This is a genomic window from Brevibacillus sp. NRS-1366 (assembly GCF_050467985.1).
In genome coordinates this window covers 14252-29467 of record NZ_JBITPN010000029.1, presented here as the reverse complement: position 1 = coordinate 29467, position 15216 = coordinate 14252, and the positions used below count along the sequence as shown (strand labels likewise).

At 48.3% G+C, this 15216-nt stretch carries 17 protein-coding genes; 3 read left to right on the top strand and 14 right to left on the bottom strand.

Annotated features, from left to right (window positions below):
- Positions 1-19 precede the first annotated feature (19 nt).
- A complete protein-coding gene (locus ACIFQN_RS23915) occupies positions 20-622 on the bottom strand; it encodes a flavin reductase family protein (protein WP_429835542.1) in 603 nt (200 codons plus the stop codon).
- 298 nt (positions 623-920) lie between these two features.
- Here ACIFQN_RS23915 and solA point away from each other — a divergent pair, with 298 nt between their 5' ends.
- Positions 921-2069, top strand: coding sequence for an N-methyl-L-tryptophan oxidase (gene solA, locus ACIFQN_RS23910; RefSeq protein ID WP_429835541.1), 1149 nt, complete (start codon positions 921-923; stop codon positions 2067-2069).
- A gap of 66 nt (positions 2070-2135) precedes the next feature.
- Here the strand turns inward: solA and ACIFQN_RS23905 are convergent, their stop codons facing one another.
- From ACIFQN_RS23905 to ACIFQN_RS23850, 12 genes are all read right to left on the bottom strand, one after another.
- The gene (locus tag ACIFQN_RS23905; protein WP_429835540.1) at positions 2136-2966 is read right to left on the bottom strand and encodes a protein-glutamine gamma-glutamyltransferase; all 831 of its coding nucleotides are present in this window, start codon (positions 2964-2966) and stop codon (positions 2136-2138) included.
- A 138-nt stretch (positions 2967-3104) separates the two neighbouring features.
- On the bottom strand, positions 3105-4016 hold the full coding sequence (locus ACIFQN_RS23900) for a DMT family transporter (protein ID WP_429835539.1): 912 nt from the start codon (positions 4014-4016) through the stop codon (positions 3105-3107).
- Between the two features lie 42 nt (positions 4017-4058).
- Positions 4059-4328 carry a hypothetical protein gene (locus ACIFQN_RS23895; protein ID WP_429835538.1) on the bottom strand — a complete coding sequence of 90 codons (270 nt, stop codon included), beginning with the start codon at positions 4326-4328 and terminating at the stop codon, positions 4059-4061.
- Positions 4329-4517: 189 nt separating this feature from the next.
- A complete protein-coding gene (locus ACIFQN_RS23890; RefSeq protein WP_429835537.1) occupies positions 4518-5216 on the bottom strand; it encodes an LrgB family protein in 699 nt (232 codons plus the stop codon).
- Positions 5194-5589 (bottom strand): CidA/LrgA family protein, encoded by a 396-nt coding sequence (locus tag ACIFQN_RS23885; RefSeq protein WP_429835536.1) that lies wholly within the window; start codon positions 5587-5589, stop codon positions 5194-5196. Before ACIFQN_RS23885 ends, ACIFQN_RS23890 begins: the two co-directional genes overlap by 23 nt.
- A 98-nt stretch (positions 5590-5687) precedes the next feature.
- Positions 5688-6572: a LysR family transcriptional regulator gene (locus ACIFQN_RS23880; RefSeq protein ID WP_429835535.1), complete on the bottom strand. Its 885-nt coding sequence runs from the start codon at positions 6570-6572 to the stop codon at positions 5688-5690.
- An 18-nt stretch (positions 6573-6590) separates the two neighbouring features.
- Positions 6591-7775 carry an ROK family protein gene (locus tag ACIFQN_RS23875; protein ID WP_429835533.1) on the bottom strand — a complete coding sequence of 395 codons (1185 nt, stop codon included), beginning with the start codon at positions 7773-7775 and terminating at the stop codon, positions 6591-6593.
- 141 nt (positions 7776-7916) lie between these two features.
- The gene (gene metA, locus ACIFQN_RS23870; RefSeq protein WP_429835532.1) at positions 7917-8837 is read right to left on the bottom strand and encodes a homoserine O-acetyltransferase MetA; all 921 of its coding nucleotides are present in this window, start codon (positions 8835-8837) and stop codon (positions 7917-7919) included.
- A gap of 94 nt (positions 8838-8931) precedes the next feature.
- Positions 8932-9591: a hypothetical protein gene (locus tag ACIFQN_RS23865; protein ID WP_429835531.1), complete on the bottom strand. Its 660-nt coding sequence runs from the start codon at positions 9589-9591 to the stop codon at positions 8932-8934.
- A gap of 34 nt (positions 9592-9625) precedes the next feature.
- Positions 9626-10054, bottom strand: coding sequence for a hypothetical protein (locus tag ACIFQN_RS23860; RefSeq protein WP_429835530.1), 429 nt, complete (start codon positions 10052-10054; stop codon positions 9626-9628).
- An 18-nt stretch (positions 10055-10072) separates the two neighbouring features.
- Positions 10073-10417, bottom strand: a complete 345-nt coding sequence (locus tag ACIFQN_RS23855) for a hypothetical protein (protein WP_429835529.1) — start codon at positions 10415-10417, stop codon at positions 10073-10075.
- Between the two features lie 163 nt (positions 10418-10580).
- Positions 10581-12029, bottom strand: coding sequence for a nicotinate phosphoribosyltransferase (locus ACIFQN_RS23850; RefSeq protein WP_429835528.1), 1449 nt, complete (start codon positions 12027-12029; stop codon positions 10581-10583).
- 142 nt (positions 12030-12171) lie between these two features.
- Between ACIFQN_RS23850 and ACIFQN_RS23845 the strand changes: the two genes are divergently transcribed.
- Both ACIFQN_RS23845 and rluF read left to right on the top strand, forming a co-directional pair.
- The gene (locus ACIFQN_RS23845) at positions 12172-12816 is read left to right on the top strand and encodes an MOSC domain-containing protein (protein ID WP_429835527.1); all 645 of its coding nucleotides are present in this window, start codon (positions 12172-12174) and stop codon (positions 12814-12816) included.
- A 21-nt stretch (positions 12817-12837) separates the two neighbouring features.
- Positions 12838-13524: a 23S rRNA pseudouridine(2604) synthase RluF gene (gene rluF, locus ACIFQN_RS23840; RefSeq protein ID WP_429835526.1), complete on the top strand. Its 687-nt coding sequence runs from the start codon at positions 12838-12840 to the stop codon at positions 13522-13524.
- Between the two features lie 437 nt (positions 13525-13961).
- Here the strand turns inward: rluF and ACIFQN_RS23835 are convergent, their stop codons facing one another.
- Positions 13962-15179, bottom strand: a complete 1218-nt coding sequence (locus ACIFQN_RS23835; protein ID WP_429835626.1) for a M20 metallopeptidase family protein — start codon at positions 15177-15179, stop codon at positions 13962-13964.
- Positions 15180-15216 lie beyond the last annotated feature (37 nt).

Below are 15216 nucleotides of genomic sequence, written 5' to 3'. Positions count from 1 at the left end.
ACGCCATGCGACTGGCGTTTTATGTTTCGGAGCGGTAGGTCTTGCCCAGCTCGCTTCCCAAACCGTAATAATGGCGGAAATTGTAGATCAACGGATTCCATGCATGCGGATTTACGTGATGCTCTCCCTGTACAATCTGTTCATCTGCATGCACCACTCTCACCTCTGTCTCAACGATAGCAAACATTTCGGCATAGTCGGGAATACGGATGCTATGGACGATGGCTTCCAGTTGAAGTGGGCATTCGTTGATTCGATCAGGACGAACTGTCTCGGACTGGACCTGTGTCAAATTTGCCGCACGGAACTTGTCGGCCTCATGCCGAAATCCGAGCTCTTTTTTATATGGAGGCATGGGGTCACGCCCTGTCAGCGGAGCAAGCGCCTCCACCTGTTGCCACATGGACGCGTCTGCCAGATTAATCACGCACTCCGGTCGATGTTGCAAATTTTCCAATCCCTGTGATCCGAGTCCGAGCCCCAGAATCACGTAATTCCCCAGTGCCCAGGAGGAAGAGATCGGACTTATATTTGTAGTGCCATCTTGGTTTTCTGTGGTCAAAAGGACGACAGGAGTACCGTAATATAATATTTTGGGTCGGATGGAAATATGGCTCTTCATGAAAGATGCCTCCTTTAGCTAGAATGAATTCTTTCGTGTTTTCATTCTAGCTGAAGCTTATTTCCATCCCGCTCGAAGTATGAATACGATACCTTACACTTTAAAGCGTCCAATCATATGCTGTAAGTCTTCAGCCATTCTGGACAACACCGTGGCAGAGGAACATTTTCTTATCCACAATGTCTATCGGTACATGAAAATGAATTCTCGATTTTTGATTGTGCCTGTTAGATAATAGAGAAAACTCACAGAAGAGCGAATTCAATCGACACAGCCGAGAACATGGGGAGGATTGGTTATGCAGCATTTTGACGTAATTATTGTCGGCGCGGGTTCGATGGGTATGTCAGCCGGCTATTATTTGGCGAAACAGGGTGTTAACACCCTCTTAATCGACGCCCATGACCCGCCGCACACAATGGGCAGCCACCACGGGGATACACGAATTATTCGGCATGCGTATGGAGAAGGCAAGCAATATGTCCCGCTTGCCTTGCGAGCGCAAGAGCTGTGGCGACAATTAGAAAATGCGTCGGGAGCTGCCCTTTTTGCCCAGACTGGTGTACTGACTGCAGGCCAAAGCGATTGCCAATTTTTGCAAGAGGTGAGAGAGAGTGCAGAGCGCTACTCCCTGCCGCTCGAAGTACTCAGTCCCAAAGAGGTGAGCACTCGCTGGAGCGGGATCCAGCTACCTGACGATTTCTCCGCTTGTCTGGAACCTGCTTCCGGTGTCCTTTTTCCGGAGAAGTGCATAAAGGCGTACCGTGATCTGGCAATCGCCTCTGGTGCAAAGCTGCTTACCGGCACAAGGGTAACAGGCTTATTAACCGAGGGTGACGAGGTCATCGTCCAGACCAACAGTGAAAACTACCGTGCTCAAAAAGTTCTGCTTTCTGCAGGTGCCTGGAATCCTTCATTACTTGCTTCACTCGGCTTGTCCGTGCCGCTTGTCCCTACCCGAAAAACAGTTGCGTGGTTCGGGGCTGACGAGAGCTTGTACAGCTCTGAACGCTTCCCTGCGTTCATATTCGATTTGGACGATTCCTCGTTTTACGGATTTCCCAGCTTTGACCGGACAGGAGTTAAAATTGGCCGCCACGACGGCGGACAGACCATCCATCCCGATCAGCTGGATCGTACATTCGGCACCTTTTTATCCGATGAAGGGGATGTCCGATCGTTTTTGGAGACCTACATGCCGCAAGCAGCAGGTCCTCTCCGCGACGGTAGGGTCTGCATGTACACGATGACACCGGATGAGCATTTCGTCATCGACCGTCATCCTGATTGTCCGCAGATAATCATTGCGGCTGGCTTCTCCGGACACGGCTTTAAATTTGCTAGTGCAGTAGGTGAAGCGACCAGCCAACTGCTCTTGAACGAAACCACAGTCCACGACCTCTCCATGTTTTCCCTTTCCCGCTTTTCTGAACAGTCGCAAGGGTAGCTGTTCACACAAAAAGCCTCTCGCCATGCATACGGCTTGAGGCTTTCCTCTTCGCTCATATGGTTGTCACCATTCCCACAAAAGGGCGCCGATCTGAGCGGTAATCTGACTGTCTTCATTTTGTGCCTGGTCTTGAAACCGCAGGCCCTGTTGGCTGTTATCGTAGGGGAATAAATTAGCAAAGCCCGGGCGTGTCGCTTGATGTACCAAATAGGCTGAGCGTATAGCCCCCACCCTTCGTTCTTCATTTAAAAAATCTATGAGCGATTCTGCTGTCCGAATGCCTGCCCCGTGTCCATAGTACAGCCCTCTGCCGAGATCAACCACATTTTCCCCTTGCCACTCAGGCGTGGCGGGGTTGTAATCCGGATTGGCAAAATACAAAATGTCTCCGGGTAAAAACGTATTGGTTCTCGTTGTACGCAGGTCAAGATCTTGGTCATAACGCCAGTCGTACAAAAGGATATCTGCAAACAACTGCTCAAAATCGGCTGGACGAATTGACCGAAGAACAGCGTGGTATAAAATAATGACCATCGCCGTGGCACACTCTGTCGCGTATTTTCTGCCCTCTTGAAATATATTGATGATCCCCTGCGAGGGCAAAATTCCCTGCCGCAAACGAAATCCGCCCAGCTCCGTGCGATTCCAATACGCCGCATTGCTTCGCGCATTTTCGAACGTGGAAAAGGCCAATCCGCTTTCGTTCAAGGCAAGAGCCGAACGCACCAGATGGTCCCTCATCTTCAATTCAAATCGGAGCAGGTCCGCTGAAGGATATTCAAATACCTCTGGACTTTCCGCCATTTTTCTCACCACTTCACGCTGCACGGCATTCAATCCCCACTCCGACACCAAGACAGCAGGGTTGATCTGACTTCCGGCTATCCAAATCATGGGCAACCTCCTTTGCGCACGCCATCCCTGTTATGTGTATGCGCATGCCCATGTCCATGTGTGAGGCATTCTCTTTGGACGGGAGCCCAGGCATAACGAAATAATCCCCCGCCCATTATGGGAACGGAGGACTCGTTGTTAGCTTTCGACTTGATTTAATGCAGGCGTGGTTTTCAAAGGTACGGATTTGAGACGTGAAAATAAATAACAGCCGATGATGACAATGACACTCCCGAGCAATTGGATCAAACTCATCCGCTCGCCAAGCAAAAGGAATGCAAGGATGGCCGTAAAGACAGGATTGAAGTTAAGAAACATGCCTGCCGAGGTAGCGCCCACTTTTTGCACGCCGATGTTCCACAACACCATGCTTACGACCGTCGCCAGCACACCCACATAAATCAGTGACAGCCAAAACGACCAATTCGTATCAGTGACCGTAAACGTCCCTGCATTAAAGGGCAGCATGAGGGCCACCCCGAAAATCCCAGAGTAGATAGTAGACATTAATGGAGAGACGGTCTTCATCGCCCAGCGCCCGCATACGGAGTAGATTCCCCACATCGCGACAGCCGCGAGCATCCAGAGATCCCCTGTATTAAAATGCAACTGCGACAAGTGCCCAAAATCTCCCTTGCTCAGTACGACTAGTACGCCCCCGAAGGAAATGAGCATGGCCAGAATCTGCAGCGGCCGAATTTTTTCACCGATCAGCAAAAAGGAAAAGATGGCAATCGAAACGGGGTTTAACGTTGATAACAGCCCGACATTCGTCGCATCCGTTCGCTCCAGTGCCCAAAACATGAATAGATTGAACAAGGCTACACCCGTTACCCCCATTACAATCAAGGGAATGACCGCTTGTCTGGTAGGCAGGATCCGTTTTTCGTAGATCCAGACTACTGGCAACAAGCAGGCAATGGCGATGAGCCAACGCAAATTGGTTAGCGTCAAGGACGAAGCGTGCCCGACGAGAAATTTACCAACAACGAAGTTTCCTCCCCAGAGGAAGCTGGTACATAGCAATAGAACCATATAGAGGGGTTTCATGATGCCTCCTGCCAAGATGTAAGTCGTGTAATCCGTTCTCTATCATACACCTTTCTTGGCGGATTGGGCGGTCGTAATCCATTTTTCCATAAAAATCAGCTCGTCAGTTGCATACCCTAAACGCCTGTAAAAATGAAAAATGTCCCTGCTGTAGTGGAGGGGAGGAAACCGGAGAAAACGCTCCAGGTTCTTGGACACCTGCATGGAGGACATCCCTGCCCGGCTCCATTCCAAAAGGGAAACCGCGTCCAAAGTAGCCGATTCCGGGAGTTGCTCAGAGGTGGACGCTAAGAGCTGTTTCCCTTTTTCCATTGCGCCTGGGTTGGTGCTCCAAAGACCTTCGCTTTTTTCTCCGGTTTCCTCTCACCAGCCTTGATTCTTCAACGAGCATTTCAACCAACAAAAGAAAACCACTTAGGTAAGCTAGATAAGAGTTCTAGATTTCTAGACTCCTCAAACTTATTTTATAAACCAAAAAGGAGCTTGCAAGAAGCCCCTTCCCTACACAGCCATCCAAGTCATAATCACTGGCATCAGCATAAAAGCCCAGACAACCGTAATGATTGCCCCAGCAATAACGGCAAGCGTAGAGCTGCTTCCTTCAAGCTCTCCCCGTTCAAATGACTTTACCATTCCCAAAGCATGGGCACCCATTCCGTACATCAATCCGATCGAAACAGGATGGCGCAGCCTCATTCGCTTGATAATAGCGGGAGCCAGAAAGACGCCAGCAAAACTGGTCAGCATGCCGAACACAGCAGTCATCGTCGGCATTCCGCCAATCGTCTCAGACAGGCTTACTGCGACAGGCAATGTAATCGAACGAGGAATTACACTGATCGCCGCCTCTTTTCCCAATCCGAGGAGCATCGTCGTAGAGACACCAGCAACAATCGCAATCAATGAGCCTGTCATGAGACTGAGCAGGATCATTCGCCGATGCGTCATCAAAACCGACCAATTGCGGTACAAGGGTACTGCGAAAGCAACGGTAACGACTCCCATCATTTCACTGATGACAGAGGTTCCCTCGCTGTACGCCTGATACGGAATGTCTGTGAGTAAAAGCAGGATGATTAATCCCAGTGGTGCCAAAATAGCTGGAGATAATAGCATTCCCGGCTTCTTTTTATTCACACGTCTTGCCGCATAGAAAAAGAGGATCGTCAAAAGAAAGCTACACGTTTTCCACAGGATCACGCTGCCCCACCTCTCTATGCTTCCATTTGAACAGCCGCTCAGCAACAACGCCTGTTGAAACCATCACCAAGGCAGAGCCGCTCACGACGACGATGAGAACCAGTACGCCTTTGATCCCGAACAACCACGGATATTGCATGATGCCAACCAAAGACGGCACGAAGAACAAAATCATTTGGGAAAACAGCAGTGTCGCTCCGGCTTCAACCCATTGCAAACGCACCCAGCCCATATGCAGGCATAAGAAAAGTAAGCAAAGTCCAATCAAGCTTCCCGGGACAGGAAGATGCAAAGCATAGGCCGTTCCTTTTCCCAGCCATGTAAATCCTAGCAACAAACCTATCTGCAAGAGAGCATGCAGCCATTTTTTCATCGAGACCACTCCGGTTCCTTCTAGATGGTACCTTCATTCTAATCGGTCTCGTTTCTATTCGTAAAATACATAATTATTATAAACTCTATTCCAATCAGTTATGGAGAGAGCTGTTTTTCAACAAAAGCAATAAAGGCCCTCGCCGCATGGGAAAGGTATCCCTCTTTACGATAGATCAATGCATACTGCCAGTCGATAACAGGAAACGAGATGTTGACCGTACGCAAATTACCGTTGTTCAAACGGCGCACAATTGACCGGGGTACGAGGGAAATCCCCAGCTCGGTTGCCACCATCTCCCCGACAAAATCCCACAGGGAGCTCATATACGCTACGCGCGGCTCAAACCCGGAGCGCATACAAGCCTGCTTGACCACATCGTGAATCGCATATTCCTCTGTAAACAAAATGAACGCTTCATCCCGAAGGGCGTCCAGCCTCACTTCTTCTTGTCCTGCCAGCCAATGCTCCTGGTAGACAATGGCGACTAAATCTTCTGCCACCAGCGGCACCGCTGTGAACTTGGTTGTATCCACCGGCAGAACAGTCAGCCCTACATCTATTTTCCCCTGCTCCACCTGGATTTCCAGTGGCTTGGCGCTGTACTCCTTCATTTCGATATCAATGCCCGGGTACTGCTTTTTGAATAAAGCAATAGCATTAGGCAGTAAAAATGACCCGACGGTAGGCATCATGCCCATTTTGACACGTCCACGCTGTACGTTTCTCATTTCAGCTATAGAAGATGACATGCTGTCCATCAACTGCAGCACCTTTGTCGCATGCTCGAAAACCAGCTCACCCGCATCCGTCAGGTCCATTTTTCTCTCTGTGCGGTCCAGCAAAATCACACCCAATTCCTCTTCCAGCGCCTTCATCATTTTGCTGATGGAAGGCTGCGAGACGTGCAGCGTGTGAGCAGCCTTCGTAAAGCTTTTTTGCTTCGCCACTTCGACAAAATAGTGTAGTTGCCGGATATCCATTACGAATGCCCCCGTTGCTTATTCTCCTGCCCAGCTCCCCGAGAGTGGGGCGAAATGCTGCATCGCCAAAGCACCAGCTCCCATGACAATCGCATCTCCCCTCAGCTCTGATGGAATGACCTTGAATTTGCCTTTGAAAGGTTCCCAGATCACTTGCTCGCTATGCTCTTCTACGAGGTCAACGATCTCTCTGTAATTCTCCACCAGATCACCGCTCAAAATGACCGTATCCGGATTGTACATGCAGGCGATGTTGTTAATCGTAATCCCGATGTACAGTGCAGTACGGGAGACGATCTCCTTTGCCCAGCGCTCGTTGTTTCTCGCTGCTGCGAAAACCTCACGCACGTCCGAAACATCGCTCACACGGCGTGCTTCCAAGATCAGCGAATTCTCGTCAACATACGTTTGCAGACAGCCTCGCTTACCGCATTCACAGAGGTTGCCGTTTGGATCGAGTGTAGTATGTCCAAGCTCTCCGGCACTATTGGACCCCCCACGAAAAACCTCTCCGTTGATGATGAGCGCAGACCCGATCCCTGTACCAATCCCGATCAGGGCTGTCTTGTTCGAGCCTTTGGCAGATCCATACAAGTACTCCGAGAGGATTTTTACCTTGAGGTCGTTATCCATCACGGTTTTGATCTGCAGCTCTTTTTCAACCAGGCTTGCAAACTCTACGTCCTTCCACCCTAGTGTGGTAGAAAGCTGGACAATGCCCTGCTCATAATTGATGACACCCGGTACTCCAATCCCTACCCCAATCACTTTTTCATATGGAATACCTTGTCCCTCGATCATCCCGCGAATTTCCCGACAAATCAGGTCTGCCGTCTCCCCTGGAGTAGACTTTTGGGCCTGATGGTCGACCCGGTGGTGTACTGTCACTGTTTCACTAAAATCCATAATGCCAAAATTGATCCGCTTCTTTTCGATGTCCACACCAATCGTATAGATTGCACCCGGCTCTATATCCAGCATGATGGCCTTCCTGCCTACACCCGAAGAGGTAAGATCCGTTTCGCGAATGACTCCTTCCTCGCATAATTCACTGACAAACCTGCCGATGGAAGTAGCACTCATTCTTGTTATTTTCGTAATTTCGGCGCGAGAAATAGGCCGCTGTTTTTTAATAATATCTAAAATCATCAGCTTGTTATGTTGCTTGATTACATCCTGATCCTGCTTCACAATTTTCTTCATAAAAAATAACCCCTCTTACATTTGTCTTTCCTGCTGTGAGCATCCTTATCTATATAATCCTCACACTACCTGTCAGTCTATCGTTCGTCAACGGCAAACAAAACAACCACCCGATTCTCTCGGATGGTTGCTACCTTGACGTTACCTATTGTTGTTGTTTAAATCGTACGGTGTCTCTTGGTAAACGTAATAGTTCAGCCAGTTGGAGAACATCAGATTGGCATGGGCACGCCATGTGACGATTGGCTGACGGGTTGGGTCGTCCTTTGGATAGTAATTCCGAGGAACAGCAATGTCCAGCCCCTTGTTCACATCTCTTTGATATTCATCCTGCAACGTCGTCGGATCGTACTCCGAATGTCCTGTCACAAAAATTTGGCGTCCATCCCGTGTAGCTACAAGGTAAACCCCCGCCTCGTCCGACTCAGACAAAATCTCCAGCTCAGGCACCTTTTCGATGTCTTCCCGGCGGTTTTCCGTGTGACGGGAATGAGGGATGTAGAAGTAATTGTCGAAACCGCGCAGCAGCTTTACATTTTGCCTGTTAATCGTATGCGGGAAGATCCCGAACATTTTTTCCGGCAGTGGATGCTTGGGAACCCCGAAGTGATGGTAGAGACCGGCCTGTGCGCCCCAACAGATATGCAGCGTGGAGGTCACATTTTGCATTTTCCAATCGAGTATTTCCTTTAGCTCCGGCCAATACGTGACTTCTATGAAATCGAGTTGCTCCACAGGCGCGCCTGTGATAATCATGCCGTCGAACCTTTGATCCTTGATTTCATCAAACGTCTTATAAAACATGGATAAGTGCTCTTCTGACGTATTCTTGGACGTATGGCTAGACATATGCAACAGCACGATTTCCACCTGCAGGGGCGTATTCCCCAGGAGGCGAAGCAGCTGTGTTTCCGTCGTTTCTTTCACTGGCATCAGGTTGAGTATGACGATGCGCAACGGCCGAATATCTTGTGTGAAGGCTCTGCTATCCTTCATGACGAAGATATTCTCCTGGGCTAGTATTTCCGTTGCTGGCAACTCGTCGGGCAATTTGATTGGCATGAGTATCCCCCTTTCCATCCTTTGTAAAACAGGCAGAAAAACAATAATCCGACAAATTCGACAAAAATACTTACCTTCCTGCTAGGAAATGAATTCAATTTTTGAAAAACCTGATGAGTCTGAATCTAGCTGCTTTCCTCAGATGGAACCACTCGCAATATTTGGAAAAAAGCTGTTTCTTTGTCTCTAGGTCGATCATAGGGAAAAGCTTGTCAAAGGCGTGCGTATAAAAATCCAATAGATCTAATTCCATACTCTGCACTTTATTAATCAATTCATTATACCTAAATTCCACATAGAACAGCTTGTCTCTTTGTTGATTGGAAAGATCTTTTTTCTCTGTGTCAAAGGGATCGTCAGACCAGACACGAACCCACTCCTCGCCATACTCAATCGTGGGGGAGGGATCATGGCCCAGCCACGGATTAGACTTGGCTACTATGTCTTCGTATACTTCCCTCCACCCCTCCAAGCCGCAGCAACAGCTGGGCAAAATTTCTTTGTCTTTATCAGTAAAGGCGAGGCCACCGCTCAGGATCGCTTCATCTAAGAGGAGAAGCTCCTGAACGATCTCAGATGGTTCTTTATCGTCTACGTTAATATGGTTGTATCCACACAGCAAGTTCAAAAAGAGAATAGCGTCCTGTTCACTCGAATCCTTGGAAAGGTACACGGTTTCCTTGTATTCGGCTGGTGGCAACCATTTGAGTTGGTTATGAAAAGGGCTTGTGATAACGGCTCGAACGGATGGCATGTATGTAACTCCTTTATTGGTATGTGGGCGTTAGCTACTTCTGCGTGGTACCTTCTGTAGCACCGAATAACCCCATTAGCAATGTGAATCCAGCTACAATCGAAACGATATCGTTATCGATTACTTTCCACAACCAAGGGGCAATGAGTATGTCAAAGGGAAACGAAAGATCGAAAGTATAGACAATCGGGTAATAAGCAGTGAGCAGCAGACAAGGAATACATACGCACAAAAGTAACGGGAGATTCACTTGAAACGACCACCTTTTTACGAAGAGCAAAGATAGATACATTCCAAACAGGAACGCTGAACCTGCAGAAAACCATACAAATGGCGTAGAATCATAGGTCGAGGCAACATGCTCCTTGATCATGTACCCACAGTCGAAAGCCAAATATGCGAGGACTACGAGACCAACGAACCAAATTGCTTTCCAGACGAATTTGGACCAGTTGACGAGCATTGTCATTCCTCCTTACGTTTATGCGGATTCTTCATACACCTTATGTTTTTTGAAATGATGGTCTCGTTTTAATTGATTTTTCAAAATGATGAACGTCTTGAATACTCCTAACACTTTTATGGAGTTATCGGTGTCATCATAAATTTCGGTTTTCGCAATCATAAGAAATGGCAACGTCCTGGTGCTACTTCCCATAGGATCTAACGTTGAATGAATGCAGTCTCGTGCGTCGCAATTAATTCTTTGCTCAGAAATCAGCCACTCCTGGTACTCTCGGCCGCTTGGGACGGTTTGCTCCATGACCATGTAAAGAATCCCGATTCCGATAAGAACAGCGTTCACGCTCTTTCGAAAAATGCTCATTTGTCCTTGCCCCTCTTTTATAAAATGAAGGCCTGAGAGAATCCTCCATGTACCACCTTTCCATATACTCATTACCTTACCATTATTTACTTTATTTGTAATTCAATAAAAAAACAAAAACACCCGGCGCATCGCGAGGACACACCGGGTGAAGCATAATGCCTTACTTCTTCATATACTCTTTCATCAATTTCGCTTTTGTTTCCCAAACATCTTCACTCACATATAAACGATAGTGCTCAGGATTGAGCATGCGCAAGTATTCTGGCCAGAACAGCTTCAGTTGTTCTTTGTGATAGTCGCGAATCTGCTCGAGCGTTGGCAGATCATACACTTGCTCTCCATCCACGAATACAGGGATCAGCAATGCTTCAGCTTTGTACGCTTCCAGCTGTTTATTTAAATAAGGATGGCTTGGATTTATCAAATGAATAGGCTCGCCTTCTGTCACCTGCTGTTCTTCAGGGAAGCAGAGATAATCGGCGATCGCTTTGCCCGTTTTAGGGTCGATCAACCGGTACATATCCTTGATTCCAGGTGTCGTCACTTTTTCTGGATTGGCTGAGATCTTGATGGTTGGCTGGTAAGCTCCATCCTCGCCTTCCCGCGCCACCAGCTTGTAGACACCGCCCAGCGTAGGCTGATCCGCTGCCGTAATCAGCTGTGTTCCCACACCCCAGCTATCTACCCGTGCACCCTGCACCTTGAGGTTCATAATCGTATGTTCATCCAGATCATTGGAAGCGACGATCTTCACCTCAGAAAAGCCAGCATTGTCCAACATCTCACGCGTTTTACTGGACAAATAAGCGAGATCACCGCTATCTAGGCGTACCGCGGAGAGTGAAATACCGTGTTCTTCGAGTCGCTTGCCCACAGCAATCGCATGGGGAACACCGCTTTTCAGCGTATCATACGTGTCCACCAAAAGCGTTACCTGGCCTGGCAATGCTTCGGCAAAACGCTCAAACGCTTCTTCCTCACTCTCAAAGCTCTGCACCCAAGAGTGTGCATGTGTACCTTTGGTGGGAATCCCAAACATTTTCCCTGCCAGCATGTTGGACGTAGCGTCAAATCCAGCCAAATAAGCGGCACGCGTTCCCCACAGAGCTGCGTCTGCTTCCTGCGCGCGTCTCGTTCCAAATTCCATCAATATGTCATTTCCCGCAACATTCTTAATGCGAGAAGCTTTTGTCGCAATCAGTGTTTGATAGTTCATGTAGTTGAGCAGCGCTGTCTCAACCAGCTGGGCCTCCATGACTCGACCCTCCACGCGGATCAACGGCTCATTCGGGAAGACCAGGGTACCTTCCTTTACCGAATAGAGAGATCCTGTAAAGCGCAGCGTACGCAGCTCTTCCAAGAAGCCGGGATCATATTGCTCCTCCTGCTCCCTCAAATATTCCAGATCACTCTCTTCAAAACGTAGGTTTTTGATATAAGCGATGATCCGCTCCAAACCTGCTGAGACGGCATACCCATTGCCAAAGGGGAGCTTGCGGAAGTAAGCTTCAAACACCACTTTGCGGTTGTGCGTCCCGTTTACCCAATGAGCGTACATCATATTAATTTGATATTTATCTGTGTGTAAAACCACACCTGATGATTGCATCTCACATAAGCCTCCTGTGTCTTCCTTTCCATCATCATACCAGAACCGCTCGTTTCTGTCCCATTGTCTGTATCGGCTCCTCAGGGATATGCTATAGTATGTTGTAGATTGGAATGAAGCGCGCATACTGGGAGTGGATAAAATGCTGGACAGAAAAATTGTTTATGTGAGCAAGGGATTGCCTCAAAATAAATTATATAACGGGAAAGAATTCGTATCCGGAATCTGGAAAGATCAAACAGAGCGCCTCGTTGTCCGCTCCATCAAAATTGATGAGGACGACGTAGCAAATCCGGCATACCACGGCGGCCCGGATCGGGTGATCTGTGCGTATCCTTTTGAACATTATGCCCATTGGGAACAGAAATTTGGCCAGCCACTGGCAAAAGCGGCGTTTGGTGAAAATTTGACCCTCCTTGATATGAAAGAAGATCAGGTGTGCATTGGGGACATTTATCAAATCGGGGAGACGATCCTCCAAGTAAGCCAAGGCCGTTATCCCTGTGCGACGATTAACAAACGAAACAACAATAATTTACTGCTCAAGGCTGTTGTCGAGATGGGCTATACCGGCTATTTTTTTCGCGTCCTGCAGGAAGGAACCATCTTCGCAGATTCCGCCATTACACAGCTATCAGCTCATCCGAAACAAATAACGGTCTCCTCCATCCATCATCTGTACTTTCATGACAAATCTCCTGATCCGAAGACACTGGAACGGATGCTTGAGGTAGAAGAGCTCGCCTTGCCATGGCGCAAAAAACTACTAGAAAAACAGCAGCAATAACGATAATGAAAGGAACCCCCAATGCGAATCAACAAATTTATTAGCGAAACCGGTATTTGTTCCCGAAGAGAAGCGGACAAATTAATCGACGCCAAGCGCGTAACGATCAATGGAAAGACAGCTGAGCTGGGAAGTACGGTTCAGCCGGGCGATGACGTGCGTATTGACGGGAACCCACTCGGTACCAAAAAGAAAGATGTCTACATCGTTTTGAACAAGCCCGTGGGAATCACCTGCACGACCGAATTGCATGTCAAAGGGAATATCGTCGACTTTGTGAACCACCCGGAACGAATATTTCCAATTGGGCGCTTGGACAAGGATTCTCAGGGCTTGATTTTGCTTACGAATGACGGAGATATCGTGAACAAAATTTTACGGGCGGAAAACAATCACGAGAAAGAATACATCGTTACGGTGGACAAGCCGATCACGGCCAACTTTTTGCACGGAATGGCAAATGGCGTGAGGATTCTCGGAACGGTCACCAAGCAATGCAAAGTGACGAAAATCAGCGATCGTGTCTTTACGATCATTTTGACGCAAGGTCTCAATCGTCAAATCAGGCGTATGTGCCAAGCGTTTGGGTATCAGGTCAGGCAGCTCCAGCGCGTGCGGATCATGAATATTACCCTGGGGAATTTGAAAGTCGGGCAGTGGCGCAACCTGACGAGCCATGAACTGAAAGAGTTGAATAAAAATCTGTAGGAAAAACGCGGGAGGATCGGGCTGTAGTGGAGGAGAGGAAACCGGAGAAAACGCTCCAGCTTCTTGGGCCCCCTGCTTGGGGGTCATCCCTGTACGGCTGCATGGAAAAAACGAAACCGCGTCCAAAGTAGCCGATTCAAGCGGTTTCTCAGAGGTGGACGCTAAGAGCGTGTTTCGTTTTTTCCATTCCGCCTAGGTAGGGTCCCAAAGATCTTCGCTTTCTTTTGGGTTCTTCCTAAGGAGTCTTTCGACCAACGTGATGTAATGCTACCTTGCGAGTTGCTCTTATTTAGAAACTGCTCTCCCACCATACACGAAGGAGAAGCATGTTTCCAGGCGGAGCGGCTACCGCTTTTACGCTCCCCTGCGAATCGTTACGGAGCGAACAGCCCCCTGCCCTACAATAATCAGGTAGGCAGGGGGCTGTTTTTGGAAATCTACGTCCTTGCTTTTTCTTCAATCGGCTTTGGCTTGATGGCGCCATCTGAGAGATAATTCAAAGCAGCGGATATGAATAGCTGACCAATAGAGTGCATAGACCTCTCATCCACATCAAAATTCGGGTGGTGATGGGGGTATGATGCTCCAATCTCCGGATTGCCTCCTCCTGCAAAGAAAAAGGTTCCCGGCACTTTCTGCAGATAATAGGCGAAATCCTCGCCTCCCATACGGGGGTCCAAGTGTTTTACCTTTTCTTCCCCGACGATTATCCTTGCCAAATCTTCCACTCTTTTTGTTTCCTCAGGATGGTTCCATAGCGCAGGATACCCTCTGCGGTATTCATACTTTGCAGTAGCTCCAGCGCCTTCGCAGGTAGATTGTGTCAATTGTCCGATCGACTCTTCAATTAAATCGCGAACATCTGCATCGAAGGTACGGACCGTTCCTGCAATTTTTATGGATTGGGGTATTACATTAAAAGCTTGTCCCCCTTGAATAGTTCCTACCGTAACCACGGCTGACTTGAGCGGATCGACACGCCGGCTCACGATTTGCTGTAAATTCAGAACCAGTTGACATCCCACTACGAGAGAATCCACACTTTTATGCGGATATGCCCCATGCCCGCCTTTTCCAGAAATCTCAATCTCAAACGAGTCCGCAGCCGCCATGATATACCCTTCTTTAACACCGATAGTGCCTACCGGATGATCAGACGACACATGGGCTCCATAAATCACGTCTACGCCATCCAGACACCCGTCTTCAATCATCTGTTTGGCACCACCGGGGAGCACTTCTTCAGCAAACTGATGAATAAAAACGACGTTTCCCTCTATATATTCCTTCGCTTCGCTTAATACTTTGGCTACTCCAAGTAAGGCTGCTGTATGGATGTCATGGCCACAAGCGTGCATGACGCCGGGGATACGGGACTTGTACGGGACGTCTTTTTCATCCTGGATGGGAAGAGCATCAAAGTCAGCGCGCAATGCGACTGTTTTGCCCGGCTTTTCTCCCCTTAAAATTCCAACCACTCCATTTCCGCCAACTCCTGTTCTTACTTCCAGCCCCATTTCGGTTAGAAAATCGGCAATTTTTTGGGGAGTGTTCACTTCTTGGAAGGAAAGCTCAGGATACATATGAAGATCCCTGCGCAGTTTCACCATCTCTGGATAAACCTCTTGGAGTCTGGCAAACCATTTTTGCAGCATCATACCACTCACCTCGCGTTTTGGATTTGTCTATCTC

Excerpts from the sequence above, each read along its gene's own strand:
- ACIFQN_RS23915 (WP_429835542.1), bottom strand. The coding sequence starts at position 622 with ATGAAGAGCCATATTTCCATCCGACCCAAAATATTATATTACGGTACT.
- solA (WP_429835541.1), top strand. The coding sequence starts at position 921 with ATGCAGCATTTTGACGTAATTATTGTCGGCGCGGGTTCGATGGGTATG.
- ACIFQN_RS23905 (WP_429835540.1), bottom strand. The coding sequence starts at position 2,966 with ATGATTTGGATAGCCGGAAGTCAGATCAACCCTGCTGTCTTGGTGTCG.
- ACIFQN_RS23900 (WP_429835539.1), bottom strand. The coding sequence starts at position 4,016 with ATGAAACCCCTCTATATGGTTCTATTGCTATGTACCAGCTTCCTCTGG.
- ACIFQN_RS23895 (WP_429835538.1), bottom strand. The coding sequence starts at position 4,328 with ATGGAAAAAGGGAAACAGCTCTTAGCGTCCACCTCTGAGCAACTCCCG.
- ACIFQN_RS23885 (WP_429835536.1), bottom strand. The coding sequence starts at position 5,589 with ATGAAAAAATGGCTGCATGCTCTCTTGCAGATAGGTTTGTTGCTAGGA.
- ACIFQN_RS23880 (WP_429835535.1), bottom strand. The coding sequence starts at position 6,572 with ATGGATATCCGGCAACTACACTATTTTGTCGAAGTGGCGAAGCAAAAA.
- ACIFQN_RS23875 (WP_429835533.1), bottom strand. The coding sequence starts at position 7,775 with ATGAAGAAAATTGTGAAGCAGGATCAGGATGTAATCAAGCAACATAAC.
- metA (WP_429835532.1), bottom strand. The coding sequence starts at position 8,837 with ATGCCAATCAAATTGCCCGACGAGTTGCCAGCAACGGAAATACTAGCC.
- ACIFQN_RS23865 (WP_429835531.1), bottom strand. The coding sequence starts at position 9,591 with ATGCCATCCGTTCGAGCCGTTATCACAAGCCCTTTTCATAACCAACTC.
- ACIFQN_RS23860 (WP_429835530.1), bottom strand. The coding sequence starts at position 10,054 with ATGCTCGTCAACTGGTCCAAATTCGTCTGGAAAGCAATTTGGTTCGTT.
- ACIFQN_RS23855 (WP_429835529.1), bottom strand. The coding sequence starts at position 10,417 with ATGAGCATTTTTCGAAAGAGCGTGAACGCTGTTCTTATCGGAATCGGG.
- ACIFQN_RS23850 (WP_429835528.1), bottom strand. The coding sequence starts at position 12,029 with ATGCAATCATCAGGTGTGGTTTTACACACAGATAAATATCAAATTAAT.
- ACIFQN_RS23845 (WP_429835527.1), top strand. The coding sequence starts at position 12,172 with ATGCTGGACAGAAAAATTGTTTATGTGAGCAAGGGATTGCCTCAAAAT.
- rluF (WP_429835526.1), top strand. The coding sequence starts at position 12,838 with ATGCGAATCAACAAATTTATTAGCGAAACCGGTATTTGTTCCCGAAGA.
- ACIFQN_RS23835 (WP_429835626.1), bottom strand. The coding sequence starts at position 15,179 with ATGCTGCAAAAATGGTTTGCCAGACTCCAAGAGGTTTATCCAGAGATG.